A 22,506-nucleotide genomic window follows, 5' to 3' on the forward strand; every position below is an offset into this window, starting at 1 on the left:
GCCGTGCGCTTGACGACCCGCGCTCGGGTCCGGGAAAGTGAGTCAGGTTTCTATGCTTCGCACCCGTCTTCTCTCCGCCGCGTTCGCGGCGACTTCGCTCGCGATTCTTGGCTGCGGCTCCGACACGGTCTCGGAGAAACCCCCGGTTCCGCCGCCCTCCGAGGATCCCGCGGGCCTCGCGCCGCCGGAAGAGCCCGCTGGTTTGTCCGCCTGTGAGGGGCCGGGCAAGGTGATGGCGATGAGCCAGATCTTCCTCGGCGACACGAAGCGCGATGGCACGCCCGATCCCACGGGCGGCTGGAAGGCCTACGGCTACGATCTCGACGGTCGTGCCTCGACGAAGTCGTCGGTCGGCCTGTGCAAGCCGCGCGCGGGCGGCTCGCCTGCGGCCGTGTATCCGGACGGCGAAGAGGGCCGGGACAACTCGTTCGGCAAGAACATCCTGCCGGTCATCCTCGGCCTCTCCTCCGACCTCAGCACGCAGGCGAACGAGGCGATCTCGGATGGCGAGTTCACGATCATGCTCGACATGTCGACGCTCGGCACGGCGTCGGACTGCAACGGCCTGTCGTCGAAGCTCTACGGCGGCGCGGATCTCGGCGCTCCGCCGAAGTGGGACGGCACCGACCAGTGGCCGCTCCTGCCCGAGCTCTTGAACAACGACATGGATCCGACCTCGGCGAAGATCGTCTTCCCGAAGAGCTACGTCGTGAAGGACACGTGGGTCTCGGGCACGAAGGGCACGGTCAAGCTCTCGCTCTCGATCAGCGGCTTCTCGATCACGCTCGACATCAACAGCGCGGTCATCACCGTGGACCTCGACGCGGATCGCAACGGCGGCACGAACGGCACGATCGCCGGCGTCATCGAGACCGAGGCGCTCATCGCGGAGATCACGAAGGTCGCGGCGGCGTTCGACGAGTCGTTCTGCGATCCGATGTCGCCGACGCTGCAGAGCATCCTGAACCAGATCCGCCAGGCGTCCGACATCATGAAGGACGGCACGCAGGATCCGGCCGTCGAGTGCAACGGCATCTCGATCGGCCTCGGCTTCAACGCCAAGGCCGTGCAGCTCGGACCGGTGGCGCCGAAGGGCGAGCCCCCGCCGGATCCCTGCGCCCCGATGCCGTGAAGGCTCGCGTCTGACGCGAGGGGCCGGCCCACCGCCCGGCCCCTCGTGGCCCGACGACGACGTCGAAAAGCAGAGGGCGCATCCGGCGCACGCCAGCGGGGGGAAAGGGCGTGTGGTTCGGCGGCGCCCTTTGGTTTGTCAGGGGGTTCGTGATGACGGGGGTGGCTGGTACGTCGGCGGCGAGAACGTGCCTGGGGTGAGCCGTTTGGCCCGCGAAAAACGTCGAGGGGCAGGAAGCACGACGCGTAAGGCGTCTGCGCGCTCTGACGTTGGGTGGGGGTACCAAGCGGCGAAAGAAAAACTCCAAACCGCTCTGAAGAAACCTGATAAAAGCGCGTCCAAGACCCCGTTCGGCTCGACGGCTGCCTGCACGCCGGTGAACCATGGCTTGGCCGCGGCCCGTGCTTCTCGGAGGAGATCAATCTCTATGCAAAAGTTCCTGGCTCCTGTTCTGTGCACCGTGCTGATGGTCGGCGCCCTCGGCGCGATGACTGGCTGCACGGCCTCTGCGTCCGTGGGTGGTGGTGCGGAGACGCCGCCGCCCCCGCCGCCGCCCCCGCCGCCGCCCCCGCCGCCCCCGCCGCCGCCCCCGGCCGCGGCGCCCGCGTCCGACCTCAAGATGGAGGGCAACAAGCTCCTCCTCCCCGGCGCCATCGTCTACAAGACGGGCAGCGCGGAGCTCGAGCCGGTCAGCTTCCCGATCCTCGATCAGGTCAAGTCGTACCTCGACTCGAAGCCGAACGTGACGTTGCTCCGCATCGAGGGGCATACGGACGCGGACGGCGACGCGGCGAAGAACCTCGACCTCTCCGCGCGGCGCGCCCAGTCGGCGGCGAAGTACCTCGTCGGCAAGGGCGTCGATTGCAAGCGCCTCATCGCGGTCGGGTTCGGCGTGACGAAGCCCGTCGCCGACAACAAGACGGCCGAGGGCAAGGCCCAGAACCGCCGCACCGACTTCATCAACGCGGCGATCAACGGCAAGCCCATCATGAAGATGCCGGTCGACGGCGGCGCGCCCAAGGTCCTCGACGCCTGCGCGCCCTGACGATCCCGCATCTCCCCTCGCCCGCGCTCCTGCCTTCCTGACGCCCTCCTTCTCGCCACCCGGGGTGAGGCGAAACCAGCCGCTGAAAAACGCTGGCCAACCCGCCCCGGGCCCATCATCCCTTCATGGCCATGCGCCCGTTCGTCCTCACGTCGCTGCTCCTCGCCTCATCGCTCGTCTTCGCGGCGGGGTGTGATCGCTCCTCGCGCGACGTGCGTGAGTGGAAGTCGACAGATCACGATCAGCCCCTCGGTCAACAACCCGGGCAGGTCGCCGCGCGTCCGCGCAGCTCCGCGGAGCAAGGCCCCGATCAGAGCCTCGTGGAGATCGCCTGGCAGCGCAACTGCGCGAGCTGTCACGGCCAGCGCGGCAAGGGCGACGGGCCGCAAGGGCCGATGATGCGCGCGCCGGATCTCACGCGATCGGACTGGCAGGCGCAGGTGACGGATGAGCAGGTGGCCGACGTGATCCGCAAGGGTCGCAACCGCATGCCGGCGTTCAGCAACCTGCCGGACCCGGTCATCGTGGGCCTCGTCGGCCGCATCCGCGCGAACCGCTCGCCTTGATCCACGCGCCCGTTTGACTTCGCCATTCCTGCTCGTCAGGTTGCGCCCGATGCAGCGGGACACGACGCCGGACGAGGAGACGCAGCCCGAGGCCGAGGGCTCGGCAAAGCCCCTGTTCGCGCCTTCGCCGCTCAGGCGACGGCTTTTGTCGTTGCTCCTGCTCGCGGGCGGAGGCGCGGCGTTCCTGTCGCTCGCGCCGCACTGGCCCAAGGAGCACACGGTCGATTTTCGTCTCGACGGCGAGATCGGCACGGTCGTCGGCTTCGACGTGACGTGGTCGCGCGCAGGCGCGGAGGCGGGCGCCGTCAGCGGCAGCTCGTTCCGCTTCGAGCCGGGTCGCGCGCCGAAAATCGTCCATACGACCGTGCACTTGCCGGATGGTTCGTATGCACTGGACATCCGTGTCGACCGCGCGGATCGCAGCGACTCGATCCAGCGCACGCTGACGCTCGGCGACGCCGAGAAGATCACCGTGCCGCTTCGCTGAGGCAGACAGCGTCCTTCAGGCATCACCTGCGTCCCCGGGGACACGGTTCGGCACCCTGGAGACGACCTGCAAAACCGACGTCAAGCCTACGAATTCGTTCGATGTTTCGCCGTTGATGCCCGTGAGGCTTCGTGCGGGAACGGAACGTGTGACGAATTCGCTTGATGCGGCGCCCCAGACACCGCTACTTCTTGGCCCGTTGGCTTGGGGTGTGGCAGCTTATCCTACATGCACTTATCTGTCGCTGATGAGCGCACTCTGTCGTTCTTGGACAGGGGCCGCGCCGCGGCGTCGGAGGGCGACCCGAGGGACGGGTCGCCTGCACTGATGGAGGACCGATGAAGATCACGCCCTGGTACCTGGCCGCTCTCGCTCCCTTCGCTGCGATCGGGTGCAGTGGTGCATATCTCGGGCACGCGGCCGTCGTCGTCCTGACGATCGGTATCTTCTTTGGCACGCTCTCGCTCGGCCGGACGCCGAACACGCCGCCGCCCGCGCCGCCGAACGCGCGTGCCTGAAACGCAGTCGATTCGGCGCTGTTAACCTCGGGTCATGACGTACGACACCGTCGGCTCCCTCAAGGGCCTCGACGAGTTCTCCTTGATGGATCTCGAGGCGGTGCGTCTCATCCTGCGAGGCGACTCCGTCGTCGACTGGCACAGGCTCCACGTTCGCGACGAGGAAGAGGCGCGCGTTCTCCTGCGAGCGCAGGAGTTCCGACCCGAAGAGCCCGCCGATCGCGCGCGGCTCGAAGCGATCAAGAACGAAGCGATCGCCTACCTACGTCGGCACTTCGAGTTCCCCATCCCCAAGCCCGTCGCCCGTTGCTCCGTGGAGGAGCTCCTGGTGCTCGCCTCGGGCAAGGGTCACAGGCAGCTCTGCGCCTGCACGATCCTGAAGGCGATGCACATCATCCATCACCTCGAGGGGCGCGAGCTGCTCTTCTCGATCCCGATGTCCGACCAGGATGTGTTTCACCTGGTGGAGGAGAAGGTCTATCGGATCGTGGGCGGGATGCTCGCGGCCGGCTTCCCCATCACGGAGTTCATCGGCGGGCGGAAGAACAAGGACTCGCTCTACACGAAGCTGCTCTCGAAGACCGACACGACGGCCGCAGCGATCTACGACAAGCTGCGGTTCCGGATCGTGACGCGAGAGGCAGACGACATCCTGCCGATCCTGCTTTACCTGTCGGAGCGGCTCTTCCCGTTCAACTACGTCGTGCCCGGGCAGAGCACGAACACGATCTTTCACTTCCGTAGTTATTGCGATCGTCACCCCTTCCTGCGAATGCTCCTTCGAGAGCTGCAAGCAGGCGTGGACGACGGTCTGACGCTCAGCAACAACACGTTCAGCGATCAGAGCTATCGCGTGATCCACTTCGTGGTGGATCTACCGGTGCGGCTGCCGCCCGAGATCATGGAGCTCGCGCCGCCAGCCGCGTGGGCACTCGGGCCGATCGTGTTCGTACTCTGCGAGTTCCAGCTCATCGACCGCGAAACGGAAGCAGCCAACGAGCTCGGAGACGCGAGCCACGCGAAGTACAAGGAACGCCAGAAGGTGGCCGTGATGCGTCGGCTGAAGCTCGGCGGTCGAGCGCCGACGCGCGTTCCGACGAAGCGGCCGCGCTGAAGAGTGAGCGTCGCGCCGGGGTTTCACCCCGGACCCCGACCAGGGGTTGTCCACCCCTGGACCCGGACCAGGCACGGCCTGGACCGAGGGCGACAGCGCGCAAGCGCGCTGTCGACAGGGATGAGGTCGTCGAGCGACGCGTCCGCGCTGCTGTCTTGGTAGGCGAGGTGGTGGAGGGTCTTGCCACGGGCCCGTCGTAGAAACCGCGCCTCGCGCGGTTTCTACGCCCTCGGTCCAGGCCGTGCCTGGTCCGGGGTGCCGGGGGCGGACAGCCCCCGGCTGGGGTTTGGGGCAACGCCCCAACCTCCCGCCAGGGGCTGCCAAAGCGCGATCAGGTACGGGTCTTGAGGCCTTCGCGATCGAGCACCACGATGCGGCGGCGGTCGACCTCGATGATGCCTTTGCGACGGAGCTCGCCCAGGGTGAGCGTGACGGTCTCGCGGGTGGAGCCGATCATGCTGGCCATCTCCTGGTGCGTGAAGGGCGCCGAGATCAGGACGCCGCGCGGGTCGGGGATGCCCCAGCGCTGGGCGGCCTTGAGCAAGAACTCGGCGAGACGCGCTTCCACGTTGCGGAAGAGCATCGAGGCGAGACGCTCTTCCGTCTCGGCGTTGCGCTCCACGAGCGCGCCGACCAGCGCGTTCGCGAAGGCCTGATCCGAGGACATGAGCCCACGGATCGTGGCAATCGGCACGACGAGCGCTTCCACGTCTTCCGTGGCGATCGCGCTCTCGCGGTGGTTCGGGACGCCGCCGAGCGCGGCCTCGCCGAGGAGGTCGCCCGCGCCGCGGTAGCCGAGCGAGAGCGTGTGCCCTTCGTTCAGCGCCCGGACCAGGCGGACGCGTCCGCTGCCGAGCATCACCACCGAGTTCGCGGGGTCGCCCTGGGTGACCAGCGGCCGCCCGCGCGTGACTCGCTGGATCGTTCCAGCGTCGGCCAGGAGGGTCTGCGACGCGGGCGAAGCCGCGCTACCGACCGCTCCACGCCGCAGAATCCGCCGCTTGCGTGCGTCCGGATCGAGCCCCCCGTCGTTGCCGACCGCGCCGGAACGAGCCGGGACGTTCGGTGCCATCGCATCCTTACCCATCATATCGAGACTGCTCCTCTAGGTGCGTTTTCGCCGTGCGGGCCCAGAAAAAGAACGCGGCTTGCGTTGACATCTCCGAAGTACGGCCCGTACCTTTCGGGGGCCGAAGCCCCAGCCGAAGAACCCAAGTCGGCGGGGATCCGGTGCCCCGCTCCCCTGAAGCTACGGATCGTTGGATGCGCCTCTTTAGCGGTAAAATTGCCCCTCTCAGCGAAGAAATCGTCAAAACCCTGGCGGACAACGGGGAGATCGAGTGTGAGGACCGAAAAGAGGTGGTCCGCGACCTGGAGTCCGTCTTTTCTCAGTACCTCGCGACCGAAAAGGAAGTGATGGACAAGTCGAAGGCCACGCTCGAGTCGCGTGGCCTGCCGCCCTCGGAACTCGGGCGGATCCGGAAGATCATCGCCGAGCAAAAAGGCATCAAGATCGGCGAAGACATCCTCGACTACTTGCTAGACCAGTGCATCGAGATGCTCATGCACTCGGGCAACGTCGACGAGGTCTACGGACAGGATCACGACCTCAGGCGTCGCATGCGGCCGGTGCTGAAGAAGTACCTCGCGGCCGACGACGAGCTCGACGCCGAGGTCCGGAACAAGATGAAGAACCTGCAGGAAGGGACTCGGACCTGGGAGGTCGAGTACCAGAAGATCAAGAACGAGATCCAGCGCCGCAAAGGGCTCGTTTGAGGGGAGAGTAGAGACCGATGGGCTGGATTCCGAAGGTCGAGCAGAAGCGCCACTTCTGCCACAAGTGCAAGAACGAGCTCGTCTTCGAGGTGAAGCTCCAGCGCGCCGACACGTGTCCCCACTGCGGCGTCGACATGCACTGCTGCAAGAACTGCGAGTACTGGGATCCGTCCGCGCACAACCAGTGCAAGGAGCGGATCGCCGAGTACATCCCGGATCGGGAGAAGTCGAACTTCTGCACGTTCTTCACGTTCAAGAACGGCGTCCCGGAAGATACGTCCGCGCAGATCGCCAAGTCGAAGGCCCGCCTCGACGATCTGTTCAAGAAGAAGTAGGCCGCGAGCGCCTGCGCCTTCGAGCATCGAATCGGGCATGTCCACGCCTCGTTACCTGGTCACCGGCGGCGCCGGCTTCATCGGCACCAACATCGTCGCGGCGCTCGTCGCGGCGGGCGAGCGCGTCCGCGTGCTCGACAACCTCGCCACGGGGATGTGGGAGAACCTCGACGGGATCTCCCCATCCTCCGCGGTCGAGCGCATCGAGGGCGACATCCGTGACCCCGAGGCCGTCGCCAAAGCTGCCGCGGGCGTCGAGGTCGTCTTCCACGAGGCGGCGCTCGGATCGGTGCCGCGCAGCGTCGAGGACCCGGTCACGAGCGATGCCGTCAACGTCGGCGGCACCGTCACCGTGCTCGACGTGTCGCGCCGCGTCGGCGTGCGTCGTGTCGTGTTCGCCGCGTCGTCCTCGGCCTACGGCGAGACGCCCGTCCTGCCGAAGCGCGAGGACATGCCGCCGATGCCGCTCTCGCCGTACGCCGTGACGAAGCTCGCGTGCGAGAGCTACTGCCGCGTCTTCTCGTCGATCTACGGCCTGGAGACGATGTGCCTGCGGTACTTCAACGTCTTCGGCCCGCACCAGACGCCCGAGGGGCCCTACGCCGCGGCGATCCCGCGCTTCGTCGATGCTGCGCTCGCGGGTCGGCCCATCCAGATCTTCGGCGACGGCGAGCAGACGCGTGATTTTTGCTTCGTCGACAATGCCGTGCGGGCGAACCTGCTCGCGGCCGCGTCGCCCCGGAAGCTCGCGGGCGAGGTCGTCAACATCGCGGGCGGACGGCGCGTGTCGCTGAACGCGCTTTGCGTCGAGATCGGCCGTGTCCTCGGCAGGGCGCTCGATGTCGAGCACGGCCCGGCCCGGCCCGGCGACGTGCGGCATTCGCTCGCGGACGTGAGCCTCGCGCGGGAAATCCTCGGGTACGAGCCTTCCGTGCGGTGGGAGGAGGGCATCGCGCCGACGGTCGCCTACCTCGAGGCGCTCCGGGCCGCAGGTCCGGCCGAGGCGGCCCGGCGGGCGGCCGAGCGGCGTGCACAAAGTATGCGGGAGAACGGCGTCAACACGGGTGCTGCAACCAACGTTGTTGCACTCTTTCGGTGAGCGACGTATCCGGCAGAGCCATGCGGAGCATGACGGGGTTCGGGATCGGCGAGGTGACCCTCGGGGAGGGCCGGGTGCTCGCCGAGATCCGCTCCGTCAACCAGCGCTTCCTCGACGTTCGAACGCGGCTGCCGCGGGAGCTCGCCGAGATCGCGCTCTTCGCCGAGCAGGTGGTGCGCGAGCGGCTGCGTCGCGGACGTGTCGAGCTCGTCGTGCGCACGGAGGGGCCGGTGCTGACGGCGGCGACGCTCGACGTGGCGCGCGCGCGCGCGGCGTTCCGGCAGCTCCTCGCGCTGCGTGACGAGCTCGCGCCGGGCGCGGAGCTGCCGCTCGCGCTGCTCTCGGCCGTGCCGGATCTGTTCATCCCGCCGGCGGGGCCTGAGCTCGCCGCGGTGCGCGACGCCGTTCGCCGCGCGATCGAGGCCGCGATCTCGGCGATGGACGCGATGTGCCGGGCGGAAGGCGAGGCGCTGCTCGCGGATCTCTCGGGGCGATGCCAGGCCCTGCGGCGCCTCATCGAAGCGATTGCTTCACAGGCGGACGGTCTGCGCGAGGCGGCGCAACGCCGGCTGCACGAGCGGCTCGAACGGTTGCTCGCCAGCGCGGAGCTCACGGTGGATCGGGGCAGGCTCGAGCTCGAGCTTGCGATCCTCGTCGACAAGAGTGACTTCACCGAGGAGCTCACGCGGCTGCGCAGCCACCTCGATCAGCTCGAAGGCGTGCTCGCGGCGAGCGGAGGCGAGCCTGTGGGGAGGCGGCTCGACTTCCTTCTGCAGGAAATGGTACGCGAGGCCAACACGCTCGGCGCGAAGGCCCAGGACGCCTCGGTCAGCCAGATCGTCGTCGGCATCAAGGTCGAGCTCGAGCGGCTCCGCGAGCAGGTGCAGAACGTCGAGTGACGCGGACACGCGCCAAGGCCCCAACACCCCAGCACGAGACCGATACGAATGGTGAGCGACTTCCTCCTCCTCATCGTCTCCTCCCCTTCCGGGGCCGGGAAGACGACGCTCTGCAACCGGCTGCGCGCGGAGTTTCCGGACCTGCGTTTTTCGGTCTCGCACACGACGCGCAAGCCACGCCCGAACGAGGTGGACGGGCGCGAGTACCACTTCATCGACAAGGACGCGTTCGATCGGATGATCGGCGAGCACGCCTTCGCCGAGTGGGCGCCCGTGCACGGCAACTCCTACGGCACGAGCGTCGCCGAGATCGAGATCGCGAAGCGTGAGGCGCGCGGCGTGCTCTTCGACATCGACTACCAGGGCGCGCGGCAGATCAAGGCGCGCATGCCCGAGGCCGCCTCCGTGTTCATCTTGCCGCCCTCGCTCGCCGAGCTCGAGCGCAGGCTGCGCGGCCGCGGCACGGAGGACGAGCCGACGACGCTGCGGCGCCTCCGGGCGGCGAAGGGCGAGATCGAGCACTACGGATTCTTCGACTACGTGATCGTGAACGACGACCTCGAGCGGGCGTACGATCAGCTCCGTGCGGTGGTGTTCGCCGAGCGCTGCCGTCGTGGTCGGCACGCGCTGCTCTGCGAGCAGATGCTCGCGGAGGGGAAAGTCGGGGCTTCCACATGAGCCACGTCCTCGGGGTGATCGGCGGCAGCGGTGTCTACGCGCTCGAGGATCTCGAAGACGTCGAGGAAGTCGACGTCGAGACGCCGTACGGGCCGCCGAGCGACGTCGTGTTTCGCGGCCGCGATCGCGACTCCGGGACCACGCTCCTGTTCTTGCCGCGCCATGGCCGTGGTCATCGGCTCTCGCCCACGGAGATCAACTACCGGGCGAACGTGTGCGCGTTGAAGAAGCTCGGCGCCACGCACCTCGTCAGCGTGAGCGCGGTGGGATCGATGCGCGAGGAGATCCCGCCTGGGGATCTCGTGGTCGTCGATCAGTTCATCGACCTCACGAAGCGCCGCACGAGCACGTTCTTCGAGGGCGGCGTCGTGGGGCACGTGGCGTTCGCGGATCCGGTCTGCCCGCACCTCTCGGTCGCGCTCGCGGACGCTGCTTCGCAGGCGCTCGCAGGCACGCAGAAGAAGCTCCACCGCGGCGGCACGTACGTCTGCATGGAGGGCCCGCAGTTCTCGACACGCGCGGAGAGCCTCCTCTATCGGAGCTGGGGCGTGCACGTGATCGGCATGACGGCGATGCCCGAGGCCAAGCTCGCGCGCGAGGCGGAGCTCCCCTACGCGCTGCTCGCGATGTCCACGGACTACGACTGCTGGCACGCGACCGAGGAGGCGGTGACCGTCGAGGCCGTGATCGCGGTGCTCCGGGAGAATGTGGCGTATGCGCGACGCGCGCTGCGTGGGCTCTCGTCGACGCTCCCCGATCCCAAGACGAGCCCGGCGCACGGCGCGCTCGCGAACGCGGTCATGACCCGACGTGACCTCGTACCCGAGCAGACGCGGGCGCGGCTGTCGTGGCTTTTGCCAGATCTCTCATGCTAGAAGGGGCCGCCGTGAGCACGTCCTCTCCGATTCTCATCGTTGGATCCATGGCCTTCGACGATCTCGACCTGCCCTCGGGCAAGGCGCGCGACGTCGTGGGCGGCTCGGCCACGTACGCGGCCATGACCGCGTCGGTCTTCGCGCCGGTGCGTGTCGTCGCCGTCGTCGGGGACGACTTCCCGGAGCACGTGCTCATCGCGATGCAGGCCCGCGGCATCGACACGCGCGGCATCGAGCGCGCGAATGGAAAGACGTTCCGCTGGGCGGGCCGGTACGATCAGGATCTCGTCCACCGCACCACGCTCGACACGCAGCTCAACGTCTTCGCCGACTTCCGCCCGCGCCTGCCTGACGCGTTCCGCGACACGCCGTTTCTCCTGCTCGGCAACATCCATCCGGGGCTCCAGCTCGACGTGCTGGAGCAGGTGCGCTCGCCGCGCCTCGTCGTGGCCGACACGATGAACTTCTGGATCACGGGCGAGCCCACGCTGCTCGCGTCGATGCTCAAACGCATCGACGTGCTCATCGTGAACGACGAGGAGGCGCGGCAGCTCTCGGGCATCCACAACATCCGGCGCGCGGCCCGCGACATCCTCGCGCGTGGCCCGAAGCGCCTCGTCATCAAGCGCGGCGAGCACGGCGCGCTCCTCTTCGACGAGGAGGGCGTGTTCGCGGCCCACGGCTTCCCGCTCGAAGATGAGGTGGATCCAACGGGCGCAGGCGACTCGTTCGCGGGCGGCTTCCTCGGCTACCTCGCGACGCAGCCCGAGGTCACGCCGCTCGCGCTCCGACGCGCGATGGTGCACGCGACGGCGACGGCGTCGTTTTGCGTCGAGGCGGTAGGCACCGGGAAGGTCGGGGTGCTCGTGCGCGACGAAGTCTCCGCGCGCGTCACCGAGATCCAGAAGCTCTACGAGTTCGGCGCCAGCACGATGTGATCCGCCCGCTCCGCCCCGCGCGGAGCGGCTGCTGTCCGTGATAGTCTCCGCGCTCCTTTTTGCGTGGAGGAAACACGGATGCGCTTTTCCAACGTGGCCGCGTCGCTCGCGGCCTTCGGGCTTTTGTCTCTCGGGGTCCTCGGCAGCGGCTGCGGCGATGATACGCCGCCCTCCCAGCCCCCTCCCTCGGGCGCGAACTGCGGGCTCACGGCCGAGTGCGTTTCGGCCGATCCCACGTGTATCGCGCTCGTGGACAACGCGGGCCAGACGGAGTTCGGCCTGCGCATGTCGCAGATCATCATCAGCAAGCCCGCGACGCTCGCGGCCGCGAGCTTCATCGGCAAGACGGTCGCGGGCGGCGTCGCGCTGGACGACACGAAGTGCAACCTGTCCGGTCAGGGCACGTTCTCGTGGTTGCTTCACTTCGACACGGCGACGAACACCGTCTGCACGGGCGGCGCGAAGCCCGTCGCGAACCCCGCGGACGGCTTTTCGTTTGTGAACGAAATGATCGGTGGTTTCAACATCACGCCGATCAAGTTCTCGAGTGACCTGTCCCAGGGCACGTTCGAGGTGACGGAGGGACAGGACATCATCGTCCCCGTGTACACGGCCGAGGGCGGCGCCCCCATCCTCTTGCCGCTCAAGAAGGCGCAGATCCTTGGCGGAAAGCTCTCGTCCAACAACAACTGCGTGGGCACCTACAACGCCGAGGGCCTCGATCCGCTGAACCTCTGCCGTCCGTTTCCCGAGGAGAACCAGTTCACGTTCGTCAACGCGGGCAAGATCGAGGGGTACATCACGCTCGAGGACGCGGACGCCGTCGAGGTCGATCTCGCGAAGAAGTCGCTCTGCGCGCTCCTCACGGGCAAGGACGACGCCGCGATGCCGATCGCGAAGTGCGTGCGCGATGCGAACGGAAAAATCGATTACAAGGGCGACTGGTGTGACGCGACGAATGCGGCAGCGGACGCGAGTTGCGCCGACGCGGTGCAGCTAGGCGCGGAGTTCGCGGCGAGCGCGGTGAAGATCAACGGCGGCTGTCCGCTCTGACGCGGGAACGTCCCGTCCGTCACGCTTGCGGCGTGCGCCGTAGGACGCGTACGATCGTGCAAATCCGGTGAAAAAACGGCCTCTGGCGTGTGCGAGAGGCCGCCATCGGTGGCGCTTTCGGAGGTCTTCGCCATGCCTCGCTTTCTAAGACATCTCATCGGGATCATGGTCGTGATCCTCATCGCCGGCTGTGCCGGCGGTGGTTGTTCGAGCGGATGCTCGGGCTGCGGCATGACGCCACTGCCCGGCGGCTTCGATCCCTCCGCGCGGATCGAGAACGCCGGCTCGGTGCGGCTCACGCAATCCGGCCTCACGTTCCTCGAGCAGAACCTCGGGCCGCTGGCCAAGACCCTGCTCGGCGGCAGCGGCGACGGCGGCATCGTCACGTTCCCCGTCCCCTCGACGAGCGGCTCCACCGCGGGCATCCAGTACGACGTTTGTCCGGGTGGACCCGACGAGAACGCGAACCCGCCGAAGTGCGTCGCGGAGATCGACGTCGGCAACGCGAAGCTCAACATCGACACGTCGACGCCGCACAACCTCAAGATCTCGGGTCCCTTGCCGATCCGGCTGCAGAACCTGCCGCTCGACATCGTCTACTTCTTCATCCCCGACAGCGCGAACGTGCGCCTGACGGGCAACGGCTGCACCACGCCGGCCGCGTTCGCCAACATCGACCTGAACGTCGACATCTCGATCGAGGTCGACACGAACGTGGCGCACTCGCGGCACGGCTACTCGCGCGTCAAGATCAACACGCTCGAGGTCAACAAGTCCCAGCTCGAGGACTCGATCGAGTTCTGCGGCGGCGGGTTCTCGAACGCCGTGCTCGGCGCGATGAAGGGCCTGGTCATCGATCTGCTCTACGACCAGCTCCTCGGCACGCTCGGGGAGCAGGTGGATGAGGCGCTCTGCCAGCAGGCGAACGCGGAGCTGAACCCCCCCTGCCCGCTCGGCACGAACGACGTGGGCGGCGTTTGTCGTTACGGAACGGCCGAGAGCGACGAGTGCGCCTCGATCATCCTCGGCACCGACGGCAACGTGGACCTCGGCCAGGCCCTCGCCAGCGTCTCGCCGGGCACGAAGGGCGGCCTCGACATCCTCTTCGCGGTCGGCGGCGCCGGCAAACGGACGGACAACAGCGGCTACGCGTGGGGTGATCTCGACCCGATCGCCGGCGGCGCGACGCTCGGCATGTACGGCGGCGCGGAGCCCACGCCGATCTCGCAGTGCGTGAAGTTCTCGGAGATGGGGCTGCCCACGGGCATCCCGGTCCCGGACGAGCTGCTCGGCAACACGGTCTCGAACTGGCCCGCGGGGCTCGACGGCCCGCACGTCGGGATCGCGCTCTCCGAGCGGTTCGCGAACTACGCGCTGAACGGCATGTACAACAGCGGCTTCCTCTGCCTCGGCATCTCGACCGAGACGGTGCCGCAGCTCGCCTCGGGCACGCTCGCGCTGCTCGCGAGCTCGCTCAAGGATCTCGGCCTCCAGCGCGAGCCGCAGCAGGTCGCGCTCGTCATCCGGCCGGGCCGCCCGCCGACGGCGACCTTCGGCAACGGCACGGACATCAACACGGATCCGCTCATCCGCGTGAAGCTCGAGCAAGCGTCGTTCGACTTCTACATCTGGTCGACGGACCGCTTCATCCGCTTCATGACGGCGACCTTCGATCTCGACGTCCCCGTGAACCTCACGGTTACGCCGGACGGCCTGCTCCCGGTCCTCGACAAGATCGGCGTGTCGAACGGCGTGGTCACGAACTCCGAGCTCCTCCGGGAGGATCCGGCGGTCATCGCGAGCGCGCTCCAGGGCCTCATCGGCAGCCTCGGCTCGCAGTTCCTCGGCGGGATCAACGCGATCGACATCGCGGGCGCGCTCGACTCCGTGGGCCTCACGCTCACGATCCCCGAGAGCGTGGAAGGTCAGGGTTCGGCCGGCCTGCGCAAGCTCGCGAAGGGCAGCGACAGCTACCTCGGCATCTTCGCGACGCTCGGCATCGGCCAGGCGATGCCCCTGGCCCCGAACCCGGGCTCCGGGGCGAAGGCCGATCCGATCGAGACGACGGCGCGCGTGATCGAGAAGAAGCTCGATCGCACGGGCTTCCGCCTCGGCACGGTGGACGAGGAGAACACGCCGGTCGTGGCGCTGCAGATGTCGTCGCCGAGCGATACGGGCGCCGTGCCCGTCGAGTACTCGTACCGCGTCGATCACGGCATGTGGAAGCCGTTCACCCGCGAGCGGAACATTGACGTGCGCGACGAGTGGCTGCGTCTGCAGGGCAAGCACACGGTGAGCGTGCGCTCGCGCGTCGTGGGCAAGCCCGAGACGCTCGACGAGACGCCGGCCGAGATCGAGGTCGTGATCGACGCCGAGCCGCCCGTGATCACGGTCGGTGAGGTGCAGGAAGGCAACCGCGTGTCCGTGAACGTCCGCGATCTCGTGGGCGGCGGCGGCGAGTCCCGCGTGCGCTACCGGCTCGACGGCGGCGCGTGGTCTCCGTGGAAGCCCGCCACCGAGCTCGGCGCGATCGACGTGGGCGAGGCGGCCGAGATCGACGTCGAGGCCGAGGACGCCGAGGGCAACGTGGCCGAGGCTTCGCAGGCGCTCATCCGTGGTCGCGCGCTCATCACGGGCGAGGGCTGCGGCTGCGCCGTCGTCGGCGACGATCGCACGCAGGGCAAGCCGATGTGGCTCGTGGGCCTCGCGCTGCTCGGCGCGGTGATCCGGTTCGGCCGTCGCCGTTCGCCGAAGGCCGCGGCTGCGAAGCCCGCGCCTGCGCCTGCGCCCGCGCGTCGTGCTGCGGCGCGCCGCACGATCCGCGCGCTCTCCGGGCTTGCGATCATCGGCACGGCGGGCTCGTTCGCGGGCTGCAGTTGCGGCGGCGACGACAGCGCGATCGGACAGTCGGGGTACACCTGCGTCGCGCCGACCTGCACGACGCTCGATCCCGGGCTCATCGGCGCGTACACGTCGGTCGCGGTCTCGGGCAAGACGGTCTGGATCGCCGGGTACGTCGAGGCGGACTGGGCGAACGAAAATAGCTGGGGTGATCTCGTCGTCGGCACGTGGAACGGCGAGAACGTCGGCTGGGCTGCGATCGACGGCGTCCCGGCCGAGCCCGCGGTCGATCCGGCGAAGTTCAACAAGAACGGCTTCCGGGGCGGCCAGATCGAGTCGGGCGACGACGTCGGCACGTGGACGAGCATCGCCACGGGCAGCGACGGAAGCCCTGCCGTCGCCTACTACGACCGGACGAACAAGGCCCTCAAGTTCGCCCAGCGCGTGGGCGGCGCCTGGAACGTCGTCACGGTCGAGCAGAAGGGGCAGGCGGACATCGGGCGGTACGCGAAGCTCGTGATGGCGGGCGACAAACCCACCATCGCGTACCTCTCGATCGAGCCTGGCAAGGACGGCGCGGTCTCGTCGAAGGTCCGCCTCGCGACGGCGACGACCGCGACGCCGACGGGCGCGGACTGGACGTTCGAGGACGTGGCCGTCGACGAGGCCACGCCCTGCCGCGCGTACAACTGCGCGCTCGGCGACGTGTGCGTGCAGGAGACGGGCCGATGCCACGAGAAGCTCACGGCCTGTGAGCCCAAGTGCGGCTCGGGCTCGGCGTGCGTGGACATCGGCGGCGCGACGCAGTGCTCGGACACGGTCGACGCCGCGAAGATCGACACCTACCCCGAGGCCGCGGGCGACTACATCTCGGTCGCGCTCGATCCCTCGGGGGGCCTCGGCGTCGCGTTCTACGATCGCATCCGGGGCAACCTCGTGATCGCCTCGAAGAACGCGGGCATGTGGCAGACGACGATCATCGACGGGCAAGCGGCCGACGGCACGGACACCGGCGACATGGGCATCGGCGCTTCGCTCTTCATCGACGAGAAGGGCGACTGGCACCTCTCCTACGTCGACGGTTTGTCCGAAGGCCTCCGCTACGCGCAGGTCACGAAGGGCGCGACCGTCAAGCTCACGGGCATCGTGGACGACGGCCTCACGGTCGACGGCACGAAGAAGTTCGACGACGGGCAACACCTCGTCGGCGACGACTCGTCGATTTACGTCGGTCCGAGCGGCGAGATTCACATCACCTACCAGGACGCGACCGCCGGCCAGCTCCGGTACGCCGTGGGGACGCCGACGGGCGATCAGATCACCTGGAAGGTGCGCGCCATCGAGCAGGAGGGCTTCGCCGGCGCGTTCTCGCGTCCGATCGAGGTCGACGGCAGGCTGGTGCTCGTCAACTGGTGGCGCCGCCTCGACGAGGCGGGGCCGCGCGGCGACGTCGCGCTCGTCTCGCCCTGACGCACGACGAGGGCGCGCGCTTCGGGGCGCGCCCTCCCGTTCAGCGCTTGGGGCTTCGGGTCGCCTACGGCGCCCTTCGCCCCAAACCTCTTCAACACTTGGGGCTTCGGGTCGCCAGCGGCGCCCTTCGCCCCAAACCTCTTCAACACTTGGGGCTTCGGGTCGCCTGCGGCGCCCTTCGCCCCAATCCCCTCCCCTACCCCGTCAGGCCGCGGCGATCTCCGCGGCCGTCTCCAGCAGCATCTCACGCGTCGCCGGGCCGTTCACCCGCGCGCGCTCGGCGGCGACGAGCTCGAGCAGCTCTTGCTTCGTGGCGACGCCGGAGTCGAGCAGCGCCCGCATGTACCCGTCGACCGCGCCCTGCGCCTTGGCGAGCTTCGTGTGGCTCGCGCCCGCGCTCTGCGCGCGGAGGGCCTCGTTCAACATCTGCTTGAGCTCCGCCAGCATCTCGCTCTTGCGTCGCATGAGACACCTCTCCCGATCCGGCAGGCTGCCGCCTCGGCCGCGCACCACGCGCTCAGCCTCTGGGGTCGGTCCTCGCCCACCCGGCCGCGCCACGCGCGCCGGATCGCCGGTACACGACGTCCCCTATCCGAGGCGCGCGCGTCGGGCCAAATTCTCGATCGTTTTTCCGAGAGGTGTCCGCGGAGCCGTCAGGACGAACTGCCCTGGAGCAGACGGCCGATGGCGCTGTCCGCGAGCGCGGGGTCGAGGCGGCCGAGCGCGACCGTCGGGCCCTTCTGCGGCACGAGCACCACCCGGCAGCGCCCGCGCGAGGCGGGCATCAGGTTCGTCAGGGCGAAGTCGATCGCGATGGAGACGGCCACGAGCAGCGCGCCCATCCCGAGCAGATCCGGCGAGCCCGCGCGCGCACCGTCGACGAAGAGCGAGACGCCGATGTAGCTGCCGATCGCCAGCGCGAAGAGGCCTGCGTACATCGCGAGCCGCGGATACCGCACCTCGCGGGCCACGCGCGTGAGCCCCTCGACCGGGAAGACCATCTCCCGCTCGCGCACCGTTCGTCCGAGCAGCTCCGTCTTCGCGAGCACCGTGATCGAGCGCGGCGAGACCCGCATCTCCGCGGGGCAACGGTACCGGAGCACGAAACGCCCGATCAGACGGGCGAGCGGAAGCACGAAGAGCAGCCCCGTCACGGCGAGCAGCACGAGCGCCAGAGGGCCCCGCGGCGGCGGGACGAGCTCGCCTGCGGCCGCGGCGGCGCCGGGGCTCCGCGCGTCCTGGAGGAGCGCGCGCACCACGGGATCACGCGCCTCGGCGGCGAGCGTCTTGGCCTCGCTCCGGGCCGCCGCCGACGTGCTCGCGCCGAGCGCCGCGGCCACCACGAGCGCTCCTGCGCGCCCCACGAGCGGCGCTGCGCCTTCGTCGGCTCTGCGTACGAGCGCCGCGGCTTCCCGCCAGAGCCCGTCTGCCTTCGGCCCGAGCGCGGCGTCTGCCGCGGAGAGCGCGTCGAGCGGCGTATGCGCGGCGACCCACGCGAGCGCCTCGATCACACGCCGCTCGGCTTCCACGCCTTCGGGCGGGGCGAGCGCGATGCCGCGGGCGAGCAGCGCGGAAAGGAGCGCGCGTGTCGCGGGCCCTGTGGGCTCGTTCGGGCTCCTTTCGAGCGCGGCGAGCACGTTGCCGAAGGGGGTCTCGGCGTCCTCGGTGGAGAGCCCGAGCCGGGCGGCGGCGTCGCGGGCTCCGTCGGGCAGCGAGGTCCTTCGCTCGTCGGCGCAGGCGAATGCGATGGCGTGGACGAGGCGGGCCAGATCGTCGCCGCGCGGATGACCGGCGAGCTCGGCGAGGACTTCGGGGATTGGGGCGGAGGGCGCCGTGAGGCGACCCGGAGCCCCAAGCGTCGACTTGGGCGTTTGGTCGGCGGGCATGGCAGGCGTGCTCTGTCGCGCGTCGCGCGCGGGTCGACTTAACCGAACGCGCGCGCCCTGGCTAGTCTTCCGGGCTCTTTCGAAGGCGCGGTCGTGGGGGCCATCGCGCGTCAGGGGGCAGTTTTCCCGCCCTCTTCCGCGGCTTTTGCTTGTTTCGCGAGCTGCTGCTCGACGGCGCTCATGATGTATTTGAGCTGCTTGTTCGTTACGTGCGTGGTGGCGCGGACCAGGTCCCCTTCGGCGACGAACGGCGTCGGCCCGAGCACCTCGAACCGGCCGAGGAAAGGAATCTCGACCTTCCGGAACCCCTCGACGATGGGCCCGAGCTCCCCGGCGTGCTTCTCGGCCAGGGATGCGTCCTTGTCCTGCGCCTCGAGCAGCACGTCCGCGCCGCCGTCGTCCGTGGGCGTCACGGAGAGCCGCATCCACTTGAACGTGTCGGGGATCTGGAACGGCAGGCCCGTGAACGCCCGGTGCGGCGTGACCATCGAGAGCGCGATCCCCACGCCGCTCGACTTGTTGAAGCCCTTCGTCGACTTCACCTTCGCGAGCTCGCCCTTCGCGTCGGCGGGCAACACCACGAGGATCCGTTTGCCCGGGACGAGCGCGAAGATGCGCTCGCCCTTGTCGGCCTTGGCGATCGCCGCGGGCACGGGCGTGTCGTCGAGCCAGTGGCCGGGCGGATGGCTGCGCTTCACGATGGCCTCGATCGCGGCGCGAATCTTCGGCTCGGGCACGTTGAAGTCCATCACCGCCACGACCTTGCGCGAGTCGCGGAACTGCGGGCCGGCGATGAGCAGATGGTCGAGATCGCGGATGGGATCGATGGGCGTGTCCTTGAAGAAGGACTGCCACTGCGGGATCCCCACGAGGATGCGGCTGAACCAGGTACCGAGCTCGTGCTTGCGGATCCTGTCGCCGGCGATGAGCACCTGCACGTTCGGGTTTTTCGAGGCGATATCCGCAGCCGAACCCGCGGCCGCGAGCGGATCCTTGAGCCTCGGGCCTCCCGCATCGGCGCCCGCGTCGGGCAGCTCGGCGACGGGCACCGGGGCGGCCGCATCCAAGCCCGCATCCAGCTCCACCTTCGCGACCGCCTCCACGTCCGCACCTGCGTCCGGCAGCTCCGCGACGGGCGCGCCTGCGTCGGGCGCCTGCGTGCCGCCATCCGTAGCGAGCGGCGCTGCATCGGCGGTCCCCGCGTCCTCCGGCCCTGCGTCGTTCAGGCCTGCGTCCTCGACGTCGGCGTCGGGGCCTGCGTCCGGCGCCTCGGCGTCCGGGCCTGCGTCGGCCGGCTCCGCCTTCTTCTTGGGCTTGATCTCGGCTTGCTTCGTGGGTTCGGCGGAAGGATCAGGCTCCGCGGCGGTGGGCTCGGGATCCGGCGCGGGCGCTCGGGTTTCTCCCGGCACGAGATCGAGATCGATGGGGATCACGACCTCGCCCTCCATGTCGACCATCTCGACCGGATCGCCGAAGAGCATTGAGAGCCAAGCGAACAGGCGCGTCGGGAGCAGCGGCAGATGCAGGAGGAGCGCGATCGTCAGGGCAACCACGAAGGCGCGTGGAGCGGCCGCACGAATGCGCGAGAGGGCCGTGGCCGGCGCTTCTTTCGTGTCTGTTCGGCCACGGGGCTGCGTCCGCTGCTCCACGGCCCCTACGGTAGCAGCGCCTCGCCGGGCGTCATCGGGCCGAGCGCTTCGTGGCACGTTCCTTTCAAGCGGCTTTCTCATCCCTTTTGCAGAGAACTGGATCGACGATGCAGGAACGGGTACGAAGACCCCCGAGCCCGTCTGGTCGGGAAGACGAGGCACTTTTTTCGGCGATGGGAAGCTCTCCAGTGGATCGGCCTCGGCGTGAACAAGATCGGCCCCGCGTGGCGATGAACTCCCGCGTGCCGGCGGGTCGCGAGCCTGCGCCCCCGCCTCCTCCCGAGGCGAAGGCGCCCTCCACGCTCGTGGCGAGTGCTCTCGGCTTCGCGGTGGCGGCGGGCCTCGCGAGCGCCGTCGCGTGGGCCAGCGGCTGCCATGGGGATGCGCCGCCCGGCGCGTCGGTCGACAAGCCCACGCGCACGACCCAGCTCCCCGCCCCTCCTCCCACGACGCCCCCGGCGCCGAAGGGCTCCGCGCGGGTCGCGACGGCGACGCCGGCCGACACCCGCGACGCGGGCGCCGACGCCGCCGAAGACGCGAGCCCTGCGGTCGCGGAGGCTGAGAAGCCGTACACCGGCCCGCTCCTCGGAGCGCTGGCGGTGCAGACGCCGGTGTATCCGACGATGGAGTCGAGCAAGAAGCGGCTCGGCTACATCCGGCTCGGCGGCAAGGTCCCGGTCGATCCGAACCCCACGAAGAACGCTTCGTGCCAGCAGGGTTGGTACCGCTTGCTCGACGGCGGCTACGTCTGCGGCAAGTACTCCACGACGGATCTCTCGAACCCCCAGGTTCGGATGGGGATTACGTCGCCGAACCTCGAAGAGGTGCTGCCGTACCGCTACGCCTACAACACGGCGCATGGCACGCCGCTCTACCGATCGGTCCCCTCGAAGGAGGACATGATCAAGTACGAGCCGTACCTCGAGATGGCGAAGAAGGCGCGCCGCAAGAAGAAGGCCGAAGAGGAGGCCGAGAGCGCGGCCAAGGACGAGGCGGCGAAGGATCAAACGGCGTCGGCTGCGGCCACACCTTCGGCGAGCACCTCGGCTGCGGCCGACACCACGGCGGTTCCGGCGGTCCAGGAAGGCGCTCCGAGCGCGCCTGCGCCGATGCCTTCGGCCGAGGTCGCGGCGATGCTCGACGCGGGGCCTGCGATCGAGGAGCCGGCGAAGCCTTGGTGGCAGCAGCTCGAGCCGGGCAAGCCCGTCAACGTCACGCTGAAGGAGCTCGAGTCCGAGGCGGACGGCACCGTCGCCAAGCGCATGGTGAAGGGCTTCTTCGTCGCGGTGGACAAGACGTTCTCGTGGAACAGCCGGACTTGGTACAAGACCACGGCGGGCCTCGTCGCGCCGAGCGACCGCATGTACATCGTGAAGCCTCCGGCCTCGCAGGGCATCGACGTCCCCGAGGGCGTGAAGCAGGTCGGCTTCATCCTCGCGACGAAGTCGTCGAAGTTCGAGATCGACGACGAGCAGAAGAACGTGAAGGTGAAGGGCCCGGCGCCTCGCTTCACCGCGGTCGGGCTCACGGGCGTCACGGCGACGGTGAAGTCGGTCGTGTACCGGCAGACCACCGAGGGCTGGTGGATGAAGGGCGTCGACGCCACGTACACCGAGCCGGGCTCGCCGCCGGCGGACCTCGCGCCGGGCGAGAAGTGGCTCGACGTGAACATCACGCGCAAGACGATCGTCGCGTTCGAGGGCGACAAGCCTGTGTACGCGGCGCTCGTGTCGCCGGGGCGCAAGTCGACGAACAAGGCGAAGGATCACTCGACGATCAAGGGCACGTTCCGGATCCGCGAGAAGCACATCGCGGTGACGATGGACGGTGACGGCACGGTCGCGGGCGACCTGCCGTACAGCATCGAGGACGTCCCCTACGTCGCGTACTTCGAGGGCTCGTACGCGCTGCATGGTGCTTTCTGGCACTCGAACTTCGGCCGCGAGATGAGCCACGGGTGCGTGAACCTCTCCCCGCTCGACGCGAAGAAGATCTTCTTCTGGAGCGAGCCTCGCCTCCCCCGCGGCTGGCACGCGGTCTGGTCCACGCCCGACAACCGCGGCACGCTCGTGGTCGTCCACGAGTAACCCTCCGGAAAACCAGAAACCCGGGCCTCCCCGGTCCACCTGGACGTATTCTGCCGAG

The 22,506-nt window shown here is 68.8% G+C and carries 20 protein-coding genes; 16 read left to right on the top strand and 4 right to left on the bottom strand.

Annotation, left to right across the window (positions count from 1 at the left end; all coding sequences use genetic code 11):
- Positions 1-52: 52 nt before the first annotated feature.
- The 6 genes from E8A74_RS15040 to E8A74_RS15065 all read left to right on the top strand — a co-directional run bounded on the left by E8A74_RS15040 (position 53) and on the right by E8A74_RS15065 (position 4,862).
- A complete protein-coding gene (locus E8A74_RS15040; protein ID WP_136929687.1) occupies positions 53-1,132 on the top strand; it encodes a hypothetical protein in 1,080 nt (359 codons plus the stop codon).
- 427 nt (positions 1,133-1,559) lie between these two features.
- The gene (locus E8A74_RS15045) at positions 1,560-2,177 is read left to right on the top strand and encodes an OmpA family protein (protein ID WP_136929688.1); all 618 of its coding nucleotides are present in this window, start codon (positions 1,560-1,562) and stop codon (positions 2,175-2,177) included.
- A 131-nt stretch (positions 2,178-2,308) separates the two neighbouring features.
- A complete protein-coding gene (locus E8A74_RS15050; RefSeq protein WP_232379561.1) occupies positions 2,309-2,743 on the top strand; it encodes a c-type cytochrome in 435 nt (144 codons plus the stop codon).
- A gap of 49 nt (positions 2,744-2,792) precedes the next feature.
- Complete coding sequence (locus E8A74_RS15055) at positions 2,793-3,230, top strand: hypothetical protein (protein WP_136929690.1); 438 nt, start codon at positions 2,793-2,795, stop codon at positions 3,228-3,230.
- Positions 3,231-3,568: 338 nt separating this feature from the next.
- Positions 3,569-3,748: a hypothetical protein gene (locus E8A74_RS15060; RefSeq protein ID WP_136929691.1), complete on the top strand. Its 180-nt coding sequence runs from the start codon at positions 3,569-3,571 to the stop codon at positions 3,746-3,748.
- A 34-nt stretch (positions 3,749-3,782) separates the two neighbouring features.
- Positions 3,783-4,862, top strand: a complete 1,080-nt coding sequence (locus tag E8A74_RS15065) for a TIGR04552 family protein (protein WP_136929692.1) — start codon at positions 3,783-3,785, stop codon at positions 4,860-4,862.
- 331 nt (positions 4,863-5,193) lie between these two features.
- Here the strand turns inward: E8A74_RS15065 and E8A74_RS15070 are convergent, their stop codons facing one another.
- Positions 5,194-5,934 (bottom strand): Crp/Fnr family transcriptional regulator, encoded by a 741-nt coding sequence (locus E8A74_RS15070; RefSeq protein WP_232379562.1) that lies wholly within the window; start codon positions 5,932-5,934, stop codon positions 5,194-5,196.
- A gap of 191 nt (positions 5,935-6,125) precedes the next feature.
- On the opposite strand from E8A74_RS15070, the gene E8A74_RS15075 reads away from it, so the two are divergent.
- The 9 genes from E8A74_RS15075 to E8A74_RS15115 all read left to right on the top strand — a co-directional run bounded on the left by E8A74_RS15075 (position 6,126) and on the right by E8A74_RS15115 (position 16,826).
- Positions 6,126-6,638: a DUF507 family protein gene (locus E8A74_RS15075; RefSeq protein WP_136929694.1), complete on the top strand. Its 513-nt coding sequence runs from the start codon at positions 6,126-6,128 to the stop codon at positions 6,636-6,638.
- 17 nt (positions 6,639-6,655) lie between these two features.
- The gene (locus E8A74_RS15080) at positions 6,656-6,973 is read left to right on the top strand and encodes a hypothetical protein (RefSeq protein ID WP_136929695.1); all 318 of its coding nucleotides are present in this window, start codon (positions 6,656-6,658) and stop codon (positions 6,971-6,973) included.
- A 37-nt stretch (positions 6,974-7,010) separates the two neighbouring features.
- A complete protein-coding gene (locus E8A74_RS15085; protein WP_136929696.1) occupies positions 7,011-8,072 on the top strand; it encodes an NAD-dependent epimerase/dehydratase family protein in 1,062 nt (353 codons plus the stop codon).
- The gene (locus tag E8A74_RS15090) at positions 8,069-8,971 is read left to right on the top strand and encodes a YicC/YloC family endoribonuclease (protein WP_232379563.1); all 903 of its coding nucleotides are present in this window, start codon (positions 8,069-8,071) and stop codon (positions 8,969-8,971) included. The genes E8A74_RS15085 and E8A74_RS15090 overlap by 4 nt, the downstream gene beginning before the upstream one ends.
- 48 nt (positions 8,972-9,019) lie before the next feature.
- Positions 9,020-9,649: a guanylate kinase gene (gene gmk, locus E8A74_RS15095; protein WP_136929698.1), complete on the top strand. Its 630-nt coding sequence runs from the start codon at positions 9,020-9,022 to the stop codon at positions 9,647-9,649.
- Positions 9,646-10,524: an S-methyl-5'-thioadenosine phosphorylase gene (mtnP, locus tag E8A74_RS15100; RefSeq protein WP_136929699.1), complete on the top strand. Its 879-nt coding sequence runs from the start codon at positions 9,646-9,648 to the stop codon at positions 10,522-10,524. The genes gmk and mtnP overlap by 4 nt, the downstream gene beginning before the upstream one ends.
- 11 nt (positions 10,525-10,535) lie before the next feature.
- Complete coding sequence (locus tag E8A74_RS15105; protein ID WP_136929700.1) at positions 10,536-11,462, top strand: PfkB family carbohydrate kinase; 927 nt, start codon at positions 10,536-10,538, stop codon at positions 11,460-11,462.
- 78 nt (positions 11,463-11,540) lie between these two features.
- Positions 11,541-12,515, top strand: a complete 975-nt coding sequence (locus E8A74_RS15110) for a hypothetical protein (protein WP_136929701.1) — start codon at positions 11,541-11,543, stop codon at positions 12,513-12,515.
- Between the two features lie 132 nt (positions 12,516-12,647).
- On the top strand, positions 12,648-16,826 hold the full coding sequence (locus tag E8A74_RS15115) for a hypothetical protein (RefSeq protein ID WP_232379564.1): 4,179 nt from the start codon (positions 12,648-12,650) through the stop codon (positions 16,824-16,826).
- Positions 16,827-17,030: 204 nt separating this feature from the next.
- On the opposite strand, the gene E8A74_RS15120 is transcribed toward E8A74_RS15115, so the two are convergent.
- The 3 genes from E8A74_RS15120 to E8A74_RS15130 form a co-directional block, all read right to left on the bottom strand.
- Positions 17,031-17,291 carry a hypothetical protein gene (locus E8A74_RS15120; protein ID WP_136929702.1) on the bottom strand — a complete coding sequence of 87 codons (261 nt, stop codon included), beginning with the start codon at positions 17,289-17,291 and terminating at the stop codon, positions 17,031-17,033.
- A 188-nt stretch (positions 17,292-17,479) separates the two neighbouring features.
- Positions 17,480-18,712, bottom strand: coding sequence for a hypothetical protein (locus E8A74_RS15125; RefSeq protein WP_136929703.1), 1,233 nt, complete (start codon positions 18,710-18,712; stop codon positions 17,480-17,482).
- Positions 18,713-18,822: 110 nt separating this feature from the next.
- Positions 18,823-20,361: a hypothetical protein gene (locus E8A74_RS15130; protein ID WP_136929704.1), complete on the bottom strand. Its 1,539-nt coding sequence runs from the start codon at positions 20,359-20,361 to the stop codon at positions 18,823-18,825.
- A 230-nt stretch (positions 20,362-20,591) separates the two neighbouring features.
- Between E8A74_RS15130 and E8A74_RS15135 the strand changes: the two genes are divergently transcribed.
- The gene (locus E8A74_RS15135; protein WP_232379568.1) at positions 20,592-22,448 is read left to right on the top strand and encodes a L,D-transpeptidase; all 1,857 of its coding nucleotides are present in this window, start codon (positions 20,592-20,594) and stop codon (positions 22,446-22,448) included.
- The last annotated feature ends 58 nt before the right edge of the window (positions 22,449-22,506 follow it).

The sequence above is a fragment of the Polyangium fumosum genome (assembly GCF_005144585.1).
Classification (GTDB): domain Bacteria; phylum Myxococcota_A; class Polyangia; order Polyangiales; family Polyangiaceae; genus Polyangium; species Polyangium fumosum.

Coding starts and splice junctions, on each gene's coding strand:
- E8A74_RS15040 (WP_136929687.1), top strand. CDS start 53: ATGCTTCGCACCCGTCTTCTCTCCGCCGCGTTCGCGGCGACTTCGCTC.
- E8A74_RS15045 (WP_136929688.1), top strand. CDS start 1,560: ATGCAAAAGTTCCTGGCTCCTGTTCTGTGCACCGTGCTGATGGTCGGC.
- E8A74_RS15050 (WP_232379561.1), top strand. CDS start 2,309: ATGCGCCCGTTCGTCCTCACGTCGCTGCTCCTCGCCTCATCGCTCGTC.
- E8A74_RS15055 (WP_136929690.1), top strand. CDS start 2,793: ATGCAGCGGGACACGACGCCGGACGAGGAGACGCAGCCCGAGGCCGAG.
- E8A74_RS15060 (WP_136929691.1), top strand. CDS start 3,569: ATGAAGATCACGCCCTGGTACCTGGCCGCTCTCGCTCCCTTCGCTGCG.
- E8A74_RS15065 (WP_136929692.1), top strand. CDS start 3,783: ATGACGTACGACACCGTCGGCTCCCTCAAGGGCCTCGACGAGTTCTCC.
- E8A74_RS15070 (WP_232379562.1), bottom strand. CDS start 5,934: ATGGCACCGAACGTCCCGGCTCGTTCCGGCGCGGTCGGCAACGACGGG.
- E8A74_RS15075 (WP_136929694.1), top strand. CDS start 6,126: ATGCGCCTCTTTAGCGGTAAAATTGCCCCTCTCAGCGAAGAAATCGTC.
- E8A74_RS15080 (WP_136929695.1), top strand. CDS start 6,656: ATGGGCTGGATTCCGAAGGTCGAGCAGAAGCGCCACTTCTGCCACAAG.
- E8A74_RS15085 (WP_136929696.1), top strand. CDS start 7,011: ATGTCCACGCCTCGTTACCTGGTCACCGGCGGCGCCGGCTTCATCGGC.
- gmk (WP_136929698.1), top strand. CDS start 9,020: ATGGTGAGCGACTTCCTCCTCCTCATCGTCTCCTCCCCTTCCGGGGCC.
- mtnP (WP_136929699.1), top strand. CDS start 9,646: ATGAGCCACGTCCTCGGGGTGATCGGCGGCAGCGGTGTCTACGCGCTC.
- E8A74_RS15110 (WP_136929701.1), top strand. CDS start 11,541: ATGCGCTTTTCCAACGTGGCCGCGTCGCTCGCGGCCTTCGGGCTTTTG.
- E8A74_RS15115 (WP_232379564.1), top strand. CDS start 12,648: ATGCCTCGCTTTCTAAGACATCTCATCGGGATCATGGTCGTGATCCTC.
- E8A74_RS15120 (WP_136929702.1), bottom strand. CDS start 17,291: ATGCGACGCAAGAGCGAGATGCTGGCGGAGCTCAAGCAGATGTTGAAC.
- E8A74_RS15125 (WP_136929703.1), bottom strand. CDS start 18,712: ATGCCCGCCGACCAAACGCCCAAGTCGACGCTTGGGGCTCCGGGTCGC.
- E8A74_RS15135 (WP_232379568.1), top strand. CDS start 20,592: ATGAACTCCCGCGTGCCGGCGGGTCGCGAGCCTGCGCCCCCGCCTCCT.